Below are 15,707 nucleotides of genomic sequence, written 5' to 3'. Positions count from 1 at the left end.
CCCTCAGGCCCCTATTTTTCTAGCAAAAGCACTCAATTTTTCTGGCTTTTTTTCAGAAAATCTGGCGGCAAAAAACTGGCCCCCAGCAACTAGCCGGACTGGGCACATTGGTGTATAATCAATAGGGTATAGACATGTCAAGAAAGGGAGACCACGCGTGAAACAAGAATATAAGAAAATTGCCGAAGTCGCCGTTCTGGCCGGCCGCATCATGCTGGAAAGTCAGGCCGAGAGTTATCGGATTGAAGACACGGTCGAGCGCATCCTCAAGACCAGCCAATGCCAGACCACTGAAGTCTTCGCCAATACCACCGGCCTCTTCGTCACCTTAGACGACCCCAGCATCGAGCCCATTACCATCGTCCGCCGCATCAAGCATCGCGGCACCCACCTGCGTAAGATTCACCATGTTAACAATATTTCCCGCCAGCTGACCAAGGGCGAGATTAGCCTAGAAGAGGCCCGGGTTCGCCTGGAAAAGGTGGACGTCTCCGAGTACACCCTCTTCCACTTCGACCTGGCCGTCTTCTTCCTGGTAGTTTCCTTCGCCGTCCTCTTAGGCGGCTCCATCTGGGATATTGCTGTGTCGGGCCTGGCCGCCCTGCTGGTTATTTTTGGTTACTGGCTACAAGGCAAGCTAGCCATGAATGCCCTCATGACCGGGACGGTCTCCACCTTCTTCCTGGGGTCCATTATGCCCTTCGTCTTGCTGGGTGTGCCCCAGCCCCATAATCTGGATATTATCATTATTTCCGCCCTCATGCCCCTCTTCCCCGGCACTGCCTTCACCAACGGGATTCGGGACACCCTCAAGGGCGACTACGTCTCCGGCCTGGCCAAGATTGCGGAAGCCTTGGTCATCGCCGTTAGCTTAGGGCTAGGTGTCGCCCTAGGACTCTTTGTATCGAATGGAGTGTTGAGCCTATGACCTGGATGTCCCTCTTTTCCCTCTGCTTCCAAACAGCCGGGGCCTATGTGGCCACCATTACGGCTGCCATCATGGTGGAAATCCCCCGCTCCCTCCTCTTCAAATGCGGTTGGGTGGGCGCTCTGGGCTATCTGATCTATCTCTTAGTCATGCCTGGACATGGGCCAGCCGTCGCCACCTTAGTTGCCGGCATCGGCATTGCCATTCTGTCCCAACTCTTCGCCCGCAGTTTCCGGGCGCCAGTCACCATGTTCTACATTCCCGGCTTCTTCCCCTTAGTACCGGGGATTGGCGTCTACCGGACGGCCTTTTACTATATCAACGACAATCCGGCCCAAGCCAGCCACTACCTACTGCAATCCGCCCTGATTGCTGGGGCCATTGCCCTGTCTATTTTCCTGGTGGATTCCTGCCTGGAAATCTACCACCATCTGCGCAACCAAGCCAATGCCAAGCGAAAGGAGCAGTCTCATGGATAATTGGATCGACCTCAGCCTGCCGGTCGCCACGACCCTCAAGGCCCATCCCGAAGTCAAGGAACTTCTCATTGACCTGGGCTTCAAGCCCCTAGGCAATCCCGTCATGCTCAAAACCGTAGGCGCAGTGACTAGCCTGGAAAGGGGCGCCAGCCTGATTGGTCTGGATCTGCAGGTCCTCATTCAGGAGCTCCACCACAATGGCTACCTAGTCAAAGGAGTGGATGACCATGACCAATAGCAGTCGCGACCAACGCATTCAAGTCCTCAAGGACATCCTACTCCGCCTCCACCATGGGGCTAGCCCCGACAGTGTGGAGGCCGACTTCCAGGCCCATTTTAGCGATGTGTCGCCTATCGAAGTCTCCCTCATGGAACACGAACTCATGAATGGCGACCACGGCGTGGGCTTCGAAGACGTCATGAAGCTCTGTACCGTCCATGCCAAGGTCATGGCCGCCGGCGTCCAGGGCAAAGAAGTGCCCGACAGCCAACAGGAAGGCCATCCCGTCTGGATCTTCAAGCAAGAAAACCTGGCCCTACAAGCGGGCCTGCACCGGATTCAACGCCTGCTGGACGCCCTGGAGTCTGCGGAAAGCCAGGGCCAGGACTTAGATCCCGGTCTCCTGCGGGGCCTGACCCGCCAATACCAGCTGCTGGACCAATTCCAACGCCACTACCGCCGCAAGGAAGAACTCTTCTTCCCCATCATGGAGTCCTACGGCCACGACGCGCCGCCTAAGGTCATGTGGGGCGTGGACGACCAGATACGGGATTTATTTGACCTGGCTAAGGAGGCGTTGAAAGGGTTAGTTGACCATGCGGGGGATGCCTCCGTGGCCCAAGTCCTGACCACCTACCAAGCCTTCGTCCAAGAATTCAAGGACATGATTTTCAAGGAAGAAGCCATCCTGATTCCCTTGCTGCTGTCCCTCTTCAGCGAGGACGACTGGTTGGCCATCGCCAAGGACAGCCCCGAGTTCGGCTATGCCATTATCCAGCCCGACAAAGAGTGGACGCCAAGCCGGGTGAAGTTTGGGGAGCAAGGGGAAAATGGGGGGCTGGCTGGAGCTGGACGTGGGGCTGAGGCTTCCGGACCAGCTGGGCAGCCGGCCAAAGTGCAGGCACTGCCAGGCATCGACGCTGCGGCAGGCACCGGCCAAGCTGACCCAACCGCTAAACCGGTCGCTAACTCGGTTAGTGACTCAGCCGCCAACTCAGCCGCTGACTCAACTACTAGCCCGGCTGCAAACTCCATTACAAGCCTGGCGCCCAACCCCGAGGCCGACCTGCCCTTTGGCGGCGGCTATCTCAGCCTTAAGGAAGCCAACCTCATTCTCAACCACCTGCCCTTTGAGATTACCTTTATCGACAAGAACGACCTCTTCAAATACTTCAACACTTCCATCGCTATTGACAACAAACTCTTTCCCCGAGTGCCTAGCGCTATCGGTCGCCACGTTAAAATGTGCCACCCGCCCCGCAGCCTGGACATGGTCATGACCCTGATTGACGACCTCAAGCACAAGCGCCGGACCAGCGAATCCATGTGGTTCCACCGCTCGGACGGCCGCTTTGCCTATGTGACCTATATCGGCGTCTTCGATGACCAGGACCAATACATGGGCGTCCTGGAATATGTCCACGACATCGCCCCCCTGCTGGATTTGGGTCCAGACAAACGGGGCCTGGCGCCTTTGGAGGGGGATGGGGAGCAAGCCAAAGACTAAACTTGCCCTGAAACGACAGACCTAAGCCGCTCGCTATGACAGGTCGCCCCGACTCAAGCCGCTCGCTGTAACACAAGTCACTGACTCAAGGCCTGCACTATGGCTTGAGCACCCGACTCAACCCCCAGCCAAGACACAAACCACCAACTTAAGGAGCTCACTCATGACACAAGTAACGGACTTTAGCGTTTTGGCCCAAGACGGCCAGCCCTTTGCCCTGGAAGCCTACCGCGGCCAGGTGCTCTTAATTGTCAACACCGCCACCGGTTGTGGCTTCACGCCCCAATACCAAGGCCTGCAAGCCCTCTACGACCGCTACCGCGACCAAGGCTTCGCCGTCTTGGACTTCCCTTGCAACCAATTCAAGGGCCAAGCCCCTGGCACGGCCCAGGAAATCAATGACTTCTGTAGCCTCAACTACCAGACCACTTTCCCTCGCTTTGCCAAGATAGAAGTTAACGGCGACCAAGCCGACCCACTCTACACCTGGCTCAAGTCCCAAAAACGCGGTCGCATGGGCCGGCGCATCGAGTGGAACTTCGCCAAGTTCCTGATTGACCGCCAGGGCCAAGTGGTCAAACGCTACTTGGCCACCACCAAGCCAGAACGCATCGCCCGTGATATTGAGCGATTGTTGGGGGAGAAGTGAGGCTAAGTATACGGGAAGGAGTTACTAACTATGGTGATATCTGTAGCAGATTTTACAGATAGGTTTATAAGAATATTTGGGAATAAGGTTTGGGAAGACTTCTGCAAATACAGCAGGAGTAAAAAAAATCGTAAATGTTTTAATTCGATGAAGGATGTTAGTGTTCATCTTATCAAATATAATAACCGTTGCAAAGATTTAACTAATTTCTACTCGCATAAACAATATACTAGGTTTATCTTAATATGTATTGAGTTGGCCAGCGGGGATAGTAAAGTAGAGAAAGATTTTGATAAACGCACGCCCCTTTTGAATGGTAATTACAACAGAAAATGGGAAATTGAGCATATCTTTCCACAAAATAGTTTTGATGATACTTTTCAAACACTCAAAAGCAGACCTGACCCAATACTAGAATGCTTAAATAAATACTCTAGCAGGCAATTGATCAGAAGAATTAGATGGCCGAGAACACTTTCAAATAGACAATCAAATACCTGCATGAGTCTCCAATTTTATTGGACTTGCTTGTATTGCAACATAGATAGATACTTAAACAAACACTGTCTAAACAATTTGACTTTAATATCAAGAAAACTAAATGGAGATACGGAATACAAAACTGCCGATTTTCAAACGAAGATTACCTTAATGAACTCTTCTAAAGAGAATTATAAAGAGAAAGATTTTTATATTAACCGTATTTTTAAGAATCAGTCAGCAAAGTTAGCAAAAGATTATTTCCGACTATTATTAGAGCGTCAGTATATACTTCAGTTTGACTTCGACAAAATATTTAAACCAGATGAAATCGGTATTCCAGTTGTTTTTTTCAGAGACGTATTAGGCTATTCTGAAAGCGAGATTCAATCTACATTCCCTACTACCCTTTAAAAAGGAAAGGATAAAATGAATTACAAATACCTCCTCTTCGACCTAGACCACACCTTGCTGGACTTCGACGCCAGCGAGAGCCTAGCCTTGGAAGCTTTTTGCCAGGCTCATGGACTGGCTTGTCAGGAATCCACTCTGGCTGCCTATCGTAGCCATAACAAAGCCCTTTGGAGCCAACTAGAGCAAGGCTTACTGACCAAGGAAGAACTAGTTGCCCGGCGTCTCAAAGAATTCTTCAAGCCTCACCTAGACCAGGCTCATGGCCCTAGTCTGGACGACTACTATCGCGACCAGCTGATTGCTAATAGCAAGGCCTTTGAAGGGGCTAGCGACCTCTTGGCTGACCTCAAGCAGGCTGGCTATGGCCTAATTGCTGCCACCAATGGCGTTTCTGACACCCAGCGTAGCCGCCTCGCTAAGGCTGGATGGCTGGAATACTTCGACCATTTAGCCATTTCCGAGGAAATCGGTGTGGCTAAGCCAGACCCAGCTTTCTACCTGGCCATTTGTAGCATGACCGGCGTCGACGACACCCGCGCCTACCTCATGATTGGCGACCGCCTGCAAAGCGACATGCTGGGCGCCCACCAGGCCGGCATTGACAGCCTCTGGTACAACCCGCATCAAGCCGCTGCGCCTAGTGATCTGCCTCTGACCTATGTAGTTCAGGACTATGCCGGTATTAGAGAAATTTTACTTTAAAAAGAAGGGGACTGTGGCTCCCCTTGAGTTTCTGACCGAGCCAGTGGTCCACTCGACAAAGTGGGCCACTGGCTCTCGGCTTTTGCCCTGTTTTGCGCCTCTTTCCCAGGTTCTGACCGAGCTAGTGGTCCACTCGACGGAGTGGTCCACTGGCTCTTAGCCTTTGCCCTGTTTTGAGGCTTTATCCCCAGTTTCTGCCTGAGCCAGTGGTCCACTCGACAAAGTGGTCCACTGGCTCTTGGCTTTTGCCCCGTTTTGCGCCTTTCCCTAGGTTTCTGGCCGAGCCAGTGGTCCACTCGACGGAGTGGACCACTGGCTCTTAGCTTTTGCCCTGTTTTGCGCCTCTTTCCCCAGTTTCCAGCCCAGCTAGTGGTCCACTCGGCGGAGTGGACCACTGGCTCCTGGCGCTTGCCTTGTTTTGGGCTGTTTTCCCTAGTTTCCTAGGCTAGTTTCCGGCCTTCTCCTCAGTTTTAGCGGCTTTTCCTAGTTTCTGCCTGCCTCTTAATTTCCTGTCCGCCTTTCCACTAAAGGTTTTACTTCACAATTCACTTGAAGTATACTAGGTAAAAGTCCATTTCCTCTCCCACATCAGTTAGGAGGCTAGATCATGAAGTATCTCCACCCCACCTTGCTCTGTGTTTTATTAGCGGCGGTGACCTGGGCCATTCTGGCTCACAGCGACTGCCTGCTCTGGCTCGTGGCGGCCACCCTACTTGAGGGAATTGCCTGTCTCTATTACTATGAACGGCGCAAATCCTAGCCCGCATCATTTTTTTCTTTAATTTTGCCTATAAGGTATGCTATAATAACGAAGGTATCGAGGCTTTGGCCTCAAATTCAACTGACAAAAGGAGCAGTAAGATGATTAGTGTAAGTGATTTAAAAGCAGGGATGACTTTCATCCTAGACGGTAAATTGTGGCGCGTATTGGAAATTTCCCACCACAAACCAGGGAAAGGTAACACCATCATGCGGATGAAAATCCGTGACGTCCGCAACAACTCTACTGTGGACACCACCATGCGTCCAGATGAAAAGGTAGAACGTGCCCACATCGACACTAAAGACGTGCAATACCTCTACAGCCAAGACGGCACTGCTTTCTTCATGGACTTAGAAACTTATGACCAATACGAAATCGCAGAAGACGCCATCGAACGCGAATTGAAGTTCTTATTGGAAAATGCGGAAGCTAAGATCCAATTCTACGGCAGCGAAGTAATCGGGGTGCAACTCCCATCAACCGTTGTCCTCCAAGTAACCGAAACTCAACCTTCTATCAAAGGTGCAACCGTTTCTGGTTCTGGGAAACCTGCAACTATGGAAACTGGCTTAGTAGTCAACGTGCCAGACTTCATCGAAGCCGGCGAATACTTAGTTGTCAACACCGCTGAAGGTACATACAGCGGCCGCGCTAACAAGTAAGCATAAAGAAGCCACTACCCTGAGGTAGTGGCGTTTTTTTGTTGTGGCGTCATAAGAAGAACCAGCCTCCTCACCACATAAGGCCAGGAGCCTAGCTCTTTCTTCCCCACTCCCCAGTGACTACCTGGCCTCATGGATAAAAGCGGGCCTGGTGCTGGCCAGGATGGCTGGCGCATGAGCGGGGCTTGGAGCCTAGCGACTTAGCCCCGCCATAGCCAGGCAAGGCGGAAGACAGCCGCAGGCTGGCTGGAGCCGGTCCCTGCACCAGGCCCCGCCTTTTGGCTTAATGAGGCCTGGCAGTCACGCCCCGCAGGTAGACACCAAAAAACCAGCCACCTCCCCACAAAGGGCCAGGCAGCTGGTCTTTTTTCATTATATCCAATCTATTGCCGTCAGGCGGGCAGAAACTAACTAACCAACTAACTAGCCCCCTACTTGTCCTTATCCTTATCCTCCAGAATCTCAAACCCATAGCCGCGGATATTTGCCCGCAGGAGGTCCAGGTATTGGCGGGTGATAGGGCTTGGCTCCACCTGTTGGGGCATGAGGTAGCCCAGGGTCATCATGTCGTCCACTTCTAGGGGAATGGCGATAATCTTGTCGTCGTTGAGCTCGCTGGAGATAATCCCTGAGGAAATGGTATAACCGTTGAGGCCCACCATGAGGTTGAAGATGGTGGCTCGGTCGCTGACCTTGATGTGCATTTTGCGGTTAAGAGTACTCAAAATCTCTTCCGCAAAATAGAAGGAGTTCTCCTGGCCTTGCTCATAAGATAGGTAAGGATAGTCCTCTAGGTCTCGTAATTTGACCGACGACTTCTGAGCCAGAGGATTGTCCCGGCAGACGAAGACATGGGGCTTGGCCTTGAACAAAGGCGTGAACTTGAGCTTCTTTTCCTTGAAGAGCTTGGTCAGGACCTGGCGGTTGAACTTATTGAGGTAGAGAATGCCCAGGGAACTCTTGAAGGACATGACGTCTTCCAGGATGTTCTGGGTCTCGGTCTCCCGCAGGGTGAACTGGTACTCTTCCGCATCCACCTGCTTAATCAAGTCCACAAAGGCATGGACCACGAAGGCATAGTGCTGGGCGGACACTGAGAAGGCCTGCTTGCGGACGGTGTGTTGCTTGTATTTAGCTTCCATAAGCTTGACCTGGTCCAGGATTTGGCGGGCATAGATCATAAACTCCCGGCCTTCATTGGTCAGGGAGACCCCGGACTTCTGGCGGACTAGCAGCTGCAGATCCATCTCCTGCTCTAATTCCTTAATGGCGTTACTGAGGCTGGGCTGGGATAAGAAGAGGGCCTTGGCCGCTTCATTAATCGAGCCCGATTCCACGATTTTCTCAAGATATTGCAGTTGTTGGATTCGCATCATAGTCACTCCCTTGAATTACTCCAGTATATTATAACCTAAAACTATAACCGTGTATACTTTTTTTCAATTATTCAAGAGGACCGTTTCCATGATAGGATAGACTTATCAATAAGGAGGTCGATTGCATGACAACATCGATTATTGGTTTCCCACGAATCGGGGAACACCGTGAATTAAAATTTGCTACTGAAAAATACTTCCGTAAGGAAATCAGCGCTGAAGAACTTCAAGCTACTGCTAAGGAACTCCGCGCTAAACACTGGCGCCTAGCCCAAGAACGTGGCGTGGACCAAATCCCAAGTAATGACTTCTCCCTCTACGATACCTTCTTGGACACTGCTGTCCTCTTCAATATCGTACCTGAACAAGTGCAAGCCATTGACTTGAGCGAATTGGACAAGTACTTCGCCCTAGCCCGCGGCTACCAAGGGGAAAAAGGTGACGTACGCGCCCTCCCAATGAAAAAATGGTTCAACACCAACTACCACTATATTGTACCTAAATTCGAAGCTGGCACCCAAGTTAAGTTAGCCGGCCACAAGCTCTTCGATGAATTCCAAGAAGCTAAGGACTTAGGCATTCACACTCGTCCAGTCTTAGTAGGGCCATTCACCCTCTTACGTCTGGCTGAGTACGCTGAAGGTGTCAACCCAGTGCAATTCATCGAGCCTTTAGTGGCAGCCTACAAGGAAGTCTTCCGTCGCTTGGCTGACTTAGGTGCGACTGACATCCAATTAGATGAGCCTGCCTTAGTTAAGGACATCTCTGAATTGGAATTGACCCTCTTCGACAAACTCTACCAAGGCCTATTAGCTGACAAGGCTGGCTTGTCCGTCCTCTTACAAACCTACTTCGGTGACGTGCGTGACGTATACAGCCACTTGGTACAATTACCAGTTGAAGCCATCGGTTTGGACTTCTTAGAGGGCCGCAAGACCTTAGAATTAGTCAAAGAACACGGCTTCCCAGCTGACAAGGTCCTCTACGCAGGGGTGGTTAACGGTAAGAACATCTGGCGCAACGACTACGCTAAGACCTTAGCCCTCTTAGAAGAAATTCCAGCCCAAAACGTGGTCCTATCGACTTCATGTTCTCTCCTCCACGTACCTTTCACTACAGCTAACGAAGAGTTTGCGCCTGAAATCTTGGCTCACTTCGCTTTTGCCGCTGAGAAATTAGACGAGTTACGTGAATTGGATGCTATCCGTGCTGGTCAAGGGGATGAATTCTTGGCAGCTAACAAGGCCCTCTTTGCAGCAGAACGCACCGTTCGCAATGCGGAATTAGCCAGTCAATTGGCTGGCTTAGATGACGCAGCCTTCACCCGCCAACCTGCTTTGGCTGAACGTGCTAAGGCTCAACACCAAGCCTTCAATTTACCAGTCTTACCTACCACCACTATCGGGAGCTTCCCACAAACACGCGAAGTTAAGGTTAACCGCGCGACCTTCCGTCGTGGCGAGAAGACAGAAGCAGAATACACTGCCTTCATCGAAGCTGAAATCGACGAATGGATCAAATGGCAAGAAGAAATCGGCCTTGACGTTCTCGTTCACGGTGAATTCGAGCGTAACGACATGGTGGAATACTTCGGTGAGAACCTATCCGGTTACCTCTTCTCTAAGAACGGTTGGGTACAATCCTACGGGACCCGCGGCGTGAAGCCACCAATCATCTGGGGCGACGTTAAGCGTGAACGTCCAATCACCGTTAAGTGGTCTGCTTACGCGCAAGCCCAATCCGACCTTCCTGTTAAAGGGATGTTAACCGGTCCGGTCACCATCCTTAACTGGTCCTTCCCACGTGAAGACATCACTATCAAGGAATCTACCCTGCAAATTGCTTTGGCTATCCGTGAAGAAGTCCTTGACTTGGAAGCTGCCGGCATTCACATCATCCAAATCGACGAAGCTGCCCTCCGTGAGAAATTACCTTTGCGTAAGTCTGACTGGTACTCTGAATACCTAGACTGGGCTATTCCAGCCTTCCGCTTGGTTCACTCCGGCGTGGCACCAACTACTCAAATCCATACTCACATGTGCTACAGTGAATTCACTGACATCATCCCTGCTATCGAGCAATTAGATGCTGACGTGATTTCCTTCGAAGCATCTCGTTCTAACCTCCACATCTTGGATGAATTAGAACGCCAAAACTTCCAATTACAAGTAGGTCCTGGGGTTTACGACATTCACTCCCCTCGTGTCCCTTCTGTGGAAGAAATTGAACACACCATCCGCGCTATCTTGGCCAAAGTGCCAACTGAACGTGTCTGGATCAACCCAGACTGCGGTCTCAAGACGCGTGGTATTCCAGAAACTAAGGCTAGCTTGGTTAACTTAACCCAGGCTACCCGTAACATTCGAGAGGAGCTCTAACCCCTATGACTCAGCCACCGGCACCCTTCCACCATCCATCCTTATCCTATGAAGTCTTCCCGCCCAACACCCAAGTTGGGGCGGAGAGACTGACCCATACTTTGAATGATTTGGCGGAACTCAAGCCGGACTTCATCAGTGTCACCTGCAGCAACCGCCAGCCTAATATTGAGGAAACCACCCTCAAGGTTGCCAATCACGTTCAGAACACCCTGCACATCCCGACCATCGCCCACCTGCCAGCTATGTACCTGAGCAAGGAGCGCGTGGCGGCTAGCTTGGACTCTCTGGACCAACTGGGCATCCGTCGGGTCCTGGCCCTGCGCGGCGACATTCTGGAAGGCCTGGAGCCGGTCGGCGACTTCTCTTATGCGGAAGAGCTCATCCATTTCATTAAGGAGCGCAAGCCCCACTTCGACATTACGGCGGCCTGCTATCCGGAAGTCCATCCCGACGCGCCTAATGCGGTCGCGGACATCCGCTTCCTTAAGCGCAAGGTAGACGCTGGCGTTGACCGCCTGATCACCCAACTCTTCTTCGACAATGATTGCTTCTATCATTTCCAGGAAAAGTGCGCCTTGGCCAATGTCGAAGTGCCAATCCTAGCGGGTATCATGCCCATCGTCAACCGCAACCAGGCCCTGCGCCTGCTGACCACCTGTGAGACCACTAAGTTGCCTCGCAAGTTCAAAGCCATCCTGGACAAGTACGAGCACGAGCCTCAAGCCCTCCGGGCAGCCGGCCTAGCTTATGCCCTGGACCAAATTGTCGATCTCATTACCCAAGGCGCCGACGGGATTCATCTCTATACCATGAACCAGTCGGACACCGCCCACTATATCGCGGACGCGGCTAAGGCCTTGTTTAAGTGAAAATGAAATAGAAGAGCCAGCCCTAGAGGGCTGGCTTTTTTGTGGACATAAAATTGGTATTATTCTCCAGTAATATCCGCTAGAAGTATATGCTTATCGTTTTTTAGTTAGATATAAAAGTAATGGGCTAATTCACAAAATCAATCAAGTTGAAATGTTTCAATGTCATGTCTTTTACTGTAAGTTGCTAATTCTATTTTTTTGTAATCTATCGCATTCCAACTCTTATTATATCCAGATACTCTAGATGGATGCGGATATTTAAAGGCTGAATAGTCACAGTTATTAGCTTTTTTCCATCTTTCCCAAACTTCTATCGCTTTAGACCCAAGCAATAGCATTTGGCACTCCTCACTATGCTGCTTAACGTATTCGAAACACTTTTGAACCAATATGTTTTCTTGCCTACACTTCTTATCTTCAAATGTATTTAGCAAAATCACTTCTTTCTCATCAAAAAAAACAGCTAAGTCTTTACTTATATTATTAGATTCACCATCACCGATATTCTGTAAACTATTATTTATTTCTATAATCTTCCGTTTCGCTTCTTTCTTGCCAAGTAACAAAGACATAATTCGCCTAAATGTATCTATTCTATCCGGATTCATACTTTTATCTGTAAATTCTGGGATAAAAGCAACTGTTATGTCACTATCTACACTGTCAAAAATTTTTTTGTAGTTGATAAGTTGATTTATATTAACTTTTAAAGGTCCGTATCCATTATTCGTCCCATATGGAGATTGCCCGATAATAATCTTCATTTAAAACCTCTCAACCAAGTCTAAGACTCATTTCTCTTCTTGCCTTATTTTTTGGATTAAACTTATAAATTCTTCTGAAAATTTTATAGCCATTTTTCTACTTCGAATAATGGAAACAGTCTCAAGATTACTTTCGGCATTCTCAGACCAATTTATCGACCCCTCTATTACAGTCTCAAAGTCTATCACTGCGAATTTATGATGGAGTTGATTTTTATTATTATTCCCAAATCTTCTAATAGCGTAATTTTCTATATGAGCATTATTTAATTTAACAACAGTAGGATTATTAGAATTTTCCTACGACATGATAACCATGTGTACAGCCTCTGAATAAATTCATTCCATTTTTTGAAGATAATATTCCTTTTACCTTCGTAAAATGCTTTCTACCATCTCCATATCTGCTTATTTTTTCTTACAATTTTTTTGATGTGCTTTTAATTTCTTCATCGCCCAATCATAATGACTTGAAGTAGTGCTTACAAAATACGAACCAAGTACACTTCCTCCTACCCACTTATAGACATCTTTTGAAAATAATTCTTCGTTTGTAAATCTCTCAGCTAATTCTAAAATATCTTCATGCGATTTATGAAACATTTCTTTTGCATCTTCAAGAGAAGTATTTTGATGTTTTTCCCAAAACTCGACATTCATATCTCCATAAGTTTTCCAATTATATGGAGCTGGAATAAAAGGTTTTGCCACTCCCTTTAAATTTGTATCTACCCAATTCAAAAGAAGCTGGTGCCATTCATATAAATGAATCAAAATATCTCTTAGATTTTTATCTCTTTTCCAATGAGCCTCTTTCTTTTTTTCATCACTTGAAAAGTCAAAAGGTGTGTTTAATTCTTCGTCAGATAGCTTAGCAATTAATACGTTCAACTTATCATAGTTTTCTTTCGCTGCAATCATTAAATCTTCTTTTGTTCTTGGTCTTGGCATAATATTTCCTCCTACTTTACGCTATATCTCAATATGGTTTTTGAGTTTTCTTCTGATGTTCTATTCTTGTTGCTCAAATAGATTAAAAGATAAAAAACTACCTCAAAAGCCTTATTTAAAAGGGCTTTTTCCTTATTTTCCCACTATTTCTAATTCCGAGAAACTATTTGAATTAAAAAAGAATACCGATAAATCAACATTCTTTTTTTGTATTGTTTTAAAGAAACTTGATATTCTGTCTGTTTAGCTACCAAAAAGCTACCAAATTTTATTGGCTCCACTGTTTTATATAATCAATTATATCCTGTTCGAGTTCGCTTTTCTATTCTTTACTAAGTCCCTTTAACCTCGTTTATTTCCATCAACATACCTGTGTCTTCAAATTATTTTTTATTTAATAGATAAATTGTAAAATATAGTGCAGAAAAGACAGATTTCTCAAAATTTAGAATCTGTCTTTCTTTTCTTAATATACTGTTCGTGTATGGACCAGTCCATTTGGAGCTTCAAATTCGTATTCTAAATAATCTTGATAGGTCCCTGGTGCAATCACTCCCCGCACATCTAATACGGCCGTTCCCGCCTGTCCCACAATTGAATCTGCTAACAGGCAGCAATTAGTAGACAGAACAAAATAAGATTTAAAACGCGAAGAAGTAAATTTATATAGCTCAGCCCCTAAATCATACTTCAATTTGTAGGCATAGGTCGGCTGACCGTCTTCTTGTAACCTACTAGGCGGATCCCAAGGTGTTAATAACTGATCAATCTCAGCTAGACGCTTCTCCACTGCCTGACTCTCTTCTTCAGTAAGGGATAGACTGTATCCAAACAGAGTCTTGTGACTCTCCTTTTTACATAGTTCGATGTATGGTTCCTTATCCACTTTAAAAAGTACGCCATCGCCAATCGTCCCAAACAGACGCTCTGAAAAGGGATCGTAACTTCCGTAAGAAATCACCGTCCCCTGGTAACAAATATCAACATGCCCAATGGCACCAAATAGGTTGCTATCAGAAGTATGAACTAAAATTTCTAATTCTCTTGCCTCTTCTTCTTTTTTCACCAGTCGATAAGGACCGCTATGACCCGCCGAACTTCCTTTTTGAAGAAATTGGTTAAACCGTTTTAGCGATTCAGCTGGGATAAAAGCAGCAAAGATAACAGGTAGGCTAATACGAAAGCGACGTTTTAACACCTGGCCTTGTTGGTCTTTATCAAATAAAATACCATCTCGAATATTAGAAATCCCCAACAAGACCAGATAAGTCCCCAAGATGATAAATTGAAAGTGCCCATCTGAACTAGGTCCCAAGACGCTTGCTATACCAATCCCCCCGTTCAAAAGAGCATCCAATAAATAGAACCAGCCTCCTTTTACACGATTGGCCTTGTAAAGCCAAAATGTAATGGCATAAATCAGAGCTGTTCCCAACTGGTAAGCTCCTAAACAAATTACAATCAAATCAACGGGTAAATTGGTCAATCGATTCAACCAACTCAAACTAACCGAAAGAAAAATTAACCAAATGGAATGGCTATAGGAAATAGACTTGCGACGCAACATAAAGCGCAGAAGAAAGCTTCCTAGTCCATCGACTAAAAAGTAAACAGCTAATAGGTCCAAGGAAAATTTGGTGAAACCAACACCGTTTCGAAAAATGAGGACCCCAAAAATGACGGCAAGAACCCCAAACAATAAAGTCCGTCTTCTTGCAACTTCTTCAACAGATAATTTTTTCACCGTAGCACCCTCCTTCATAGTTCAAAGGTCTTTACACAACTTATTTTACACTACCTAAATACTTCTTTATCAAGAAATATATTTCTAACTTTTGTTCATCAGTTAATTCCACTTTTCTAAGTAAATCTACAATATCATCCAATCCATCATTTCTACCTTGAAGTTTATCAAAAGTAACTCCAAATATTTCAGCTAGTTTTTTTACTGTTTCATCTTTTGGATTCCTCCCTCCGTTTTCCCACCTAGCATATTGAGCTTGAGCTACACCTAACTTTTCAGCAACTTCTATTTGAGTGAGACCTGCATCCAGTCGGGCTTTTTTTATATTGTCTTTTAACATTATAAAATTCCTTTCGCTTTTTCATTGACCTATAACCAAAAAGGTTGTATTATACTTATATAACCTTTTTGGTTATAATATGAAACGTACAAAAATAGATGATACAAGCTAACTTATGAATATACAAAAAAACACCAGAAAGCTTTACAAAGAGTTCTGAGGCTTTCGTTTAGAATCCATATAATTATACCAAAATGGTAATACAAAGTCCATGAAAAACGAAAAATGATTATGTTGAGGATATTATGAAATCTACACATTACGCAACAAAAGACAATGACACTCATTCTTTTTATTTGTCTAGTTTAGGGAAGCATCTGTTTTAATAAATGATGATGTATTTAACGACATTCGAGGCGAAGAAATTGAATTTAGACCATTTGAACTGCTCTCAAGTTTTTTAGACAAGTATTTAGCTAGTATATAAACTAATAAGATGGAGATTGGAGAACAAGTGCAAGGGCGCGGGCCGAAG

17 protein-coding genes are annotated in these 15,707 nt (G+C 47.0%); 11 read left to right on the top strand and 6 right to left on the bottom strand.

What is annotated here, in order from left to right; all coding sequences use genetic code 11:
* Positions 1–157 precede the first annotated feature (157 nt).
* The 9 genes from V7R82_RS03505 to efp all read left to right on the top strand — a co-directional run bounded on the left by V7R82_RS03505 (position 158) and on the right by efp (position 6,804).
* Positions 158–928, top strand: a complete 771-nt coding sequence (locus V7R82_RS03505; RefSeq protein WP_023391832.1) for a threonine/serine ThrE exporter family protein — start codon at positions 158–160, stop codon at positions 926–928.
* The gene (locus V7R82_RS03500) at positions 925–1,407 is read left to right on the top strand and encodes a threonine/serine exporter family protein (protein ID WP_303825001.1); all 483 of its coding nucleotides are present in this window, start codon (positions 925–927) and stop codon (positions 1,405–1,407) included. Before V7R82_RS03505 ends, V7R82_RS03500 begins: the two co-directional genes overlap by 4 nt.
* Positions 1,400–1,645: a DUF1858 domain-containing protein gene (locus V7R82_RS03495; RefSeq protein ID WP_023391830.1), complete on the top strand. Its 246-nt coding sequence runs from the start codon at positions 1,400–1,402 to the stop codon at positions 1,643–1,645. Before V7R82_RS03500 ends, V7R82_RS03495 begins: the two co-directional genes overlap by 8 nt.
* Complete coding sequence (locus tag V7R82_RS03490) at positions 1,635–3,134, top strand: DUF438 domain-containing protein (RefSeq protein WP_314693084.1); 1,500 nt, start codon at positions 1,635–1,637, stop codon at positions 3,132–3,134. Before V7R82_RS03495 ends, V7R82_RS03490 begins: the two co-directional genes overlap by 11 nt.
* A gap of 163 nt (positions 3,135–3,297) precedes the next feature.
* Complete coding sequence (locus V7R82_RS03485) at positions 3,298–3,783, top strand: glutathione peroxidase (RefSeq protein ID WP_314693086.1); 486 nt, start codon at positions 3,298–3,300, stop codon at positions 3,781–3,783.
* 30 nt (positions 3,784–3,813) lie between these two features.
* A complete protein-coding gene (locus tag V7R82_RS03480; protein ID WP_338543425.1) occupies positions 3,814–4,677 on the top strand; it encodes a hypothetical protein in 864 nt (287 codons plus the stop codon).
* Between the two features lie 15 nt (positions 4,678–4,692).
* Complete coding sequence (locus V7R82_RS03475; protein WP_314693090.1) at positions 4,693–5,379, top strand: YjjG family noncanonical pyrimidine nucleotidase; 687 nt, start codon at positions 4,693–4,695, stop codon at positions 5,377–5,379.
* 607 nt (positions 5,380–5,986) lie between these two features.
* Positions 5,987–6,139 carry a hypothetical protein gene (locus tag V7R82_RS03470; protein ID WP_023391822.1) on the top strand — a complete coding sequence of 51 codons (153 nt, stop codon included), beginning with the start codon at positions 5,987–5,989 and terminating at the stop codon, positions 6,137–6,139.
* Positions 6,140–6,240: 101 nt separating this feature from the next.
* The gene (gene efp / locus V7R82_RS03465; protein ID WP_303886725.1) at positions 6,241–6,804 is read left to right on the top strand and encodes an elongation factor P; all 564 of its coding nucleotides are present in this window, start codon (positions 6,241–6,243) and stop codon (positions 6,802–6,804) included.
* 431 nt (positions 6,805–7,235) lie between these two features.
* Here efp and V7R82_RS03460 read toward each other — a convergent pair whose 3' ends face one another.
* Positions 7,236–8,177: a LysR family transcriptional regulator gene (locus V7R82_RS03460; RefSeq protein WP_314237840.1), complete on the bottom strand. Its 942-nt coding sequence runs from the start codon at positions 8,175–8,177 to the stop codon at positions 7,236–7,238.
* A gap of 128 nt (positions 8,178–8,305) precedes the next feature.
* Here V7R82_RS03460 and metE point away from each other — a divergent pair, with 128 nt between their 5' ends.
* Both metE and metF read left to right on the top strand, forming a co-directional pair.
* Complete coding sequence (metE, locus tag V7R82_RS03455; protein WP_338543418.1) at positions 8,306–10,558, top strand: 5-methyltetrahydropteroyltriglutamate--homocysteine S-methyltransferase; 2,253 nt, start codon at positions 8,306–8,308, stop codon at positions 10,556–10,558.
* Positions 10,559–10,563: 5 nt separating this feature from the next.
* Positions 10,564–11,430, top strand: a complete 867-nt coding sequence (metF, locus tag V7R82_RS03450) for a methylenetetrahydrofolate reductase [NAD(P)H] (RefSeq protein ID WP_338543417.1) — start codon at positions 10,564–10,566, stop codon at positions 11,428–11,430.
* Between the two features lie 140 nt (positions 11,431–11,570).
* On the opposite strand, the gene V7R82_RS03445 is transcribed toward metF, so the two are convergent.
* From V7R82_RS03445 to V7R82_RS03430, 5 genes are all read right to left on the bottom strand, one after another.
* The gene (locus V7R82_RS03445) at positions 11,571–12,197 is read right to left on the bottom strand and encodes a hypothetical protein (RefSeq protein WP_338543416.1); all 627 of its coding nucleotides are present in this window, start codon (positions 12,195–12,197) and stop codon (positions 11,571–11,573) included.
* A gap of 27 nt (positions 12,198–12,224) precedes the next feature.
* Positions 12,225–12,437: a phospholipase D-like domain-containing protein gene (locus V7R82_RS09625; protein ID WP_422388392.1), complete on the bottom strand. Its 213-nt coding sequence runs from the start codon at positions 12,435–12,437 to the stop codon at positions 12,225–12,227.
* 168 nt (positions 12,438–12,605) lie between these two features.
* Positions 12,606–13,148 (bottom strand): ClbS/DfsB family four-helix bundle protein, encoded by a 543-nt coding sequence (locus V7R82_RS03440; RefSeq protein ID WP_311466977.1) that lies wholly within the window; start codon positions 13,146–13,148, stop codon positions 12,606–12,608.
* A 466-nt stretch (positions 13,149–13,614) separates the two neighbouring features.
* A complete protein-coding gene (locus tag V7R82_RS03435) occupies positions 13,615–14,910 on the bottom strand; it encodes a DUF308 domain-containing protein (RefSeq protein ID WP_291429512.1) in 1,296 nt (431 codons plus the stop codon).
* A gap of 22 nt (positions 14,911–14,932) precedes the next feature.
* Positions 14,933–15,232 (bottom strand): helix-turn-helix transcriptional regulator, encoded by a 300-nt coding sequence (locus V7R82_RS03430; RefSeq protein WP_291429511.1) that lies wholly within the window; start codon positions 15,230–15,232, stop codon positions 14,933–14,935.
* Positions 15,233–15,707 lie beyond the last annotated feature (475 nt).

It is taken from the genome of Abiotrophia defectiva ATCC 49176 (assembly GCF_037041345.1).
Taxonomy (GTDB): Bacteria; Bacillota; Bacilli; order Lactobacillales; family Aerococcaceae; genus Abiotrophia.
The sequence above is the reverse complement of the archived record's forward strand: the minus strand, read 5'-3'. Positions and strand labels throughout refer to the sequence as shown.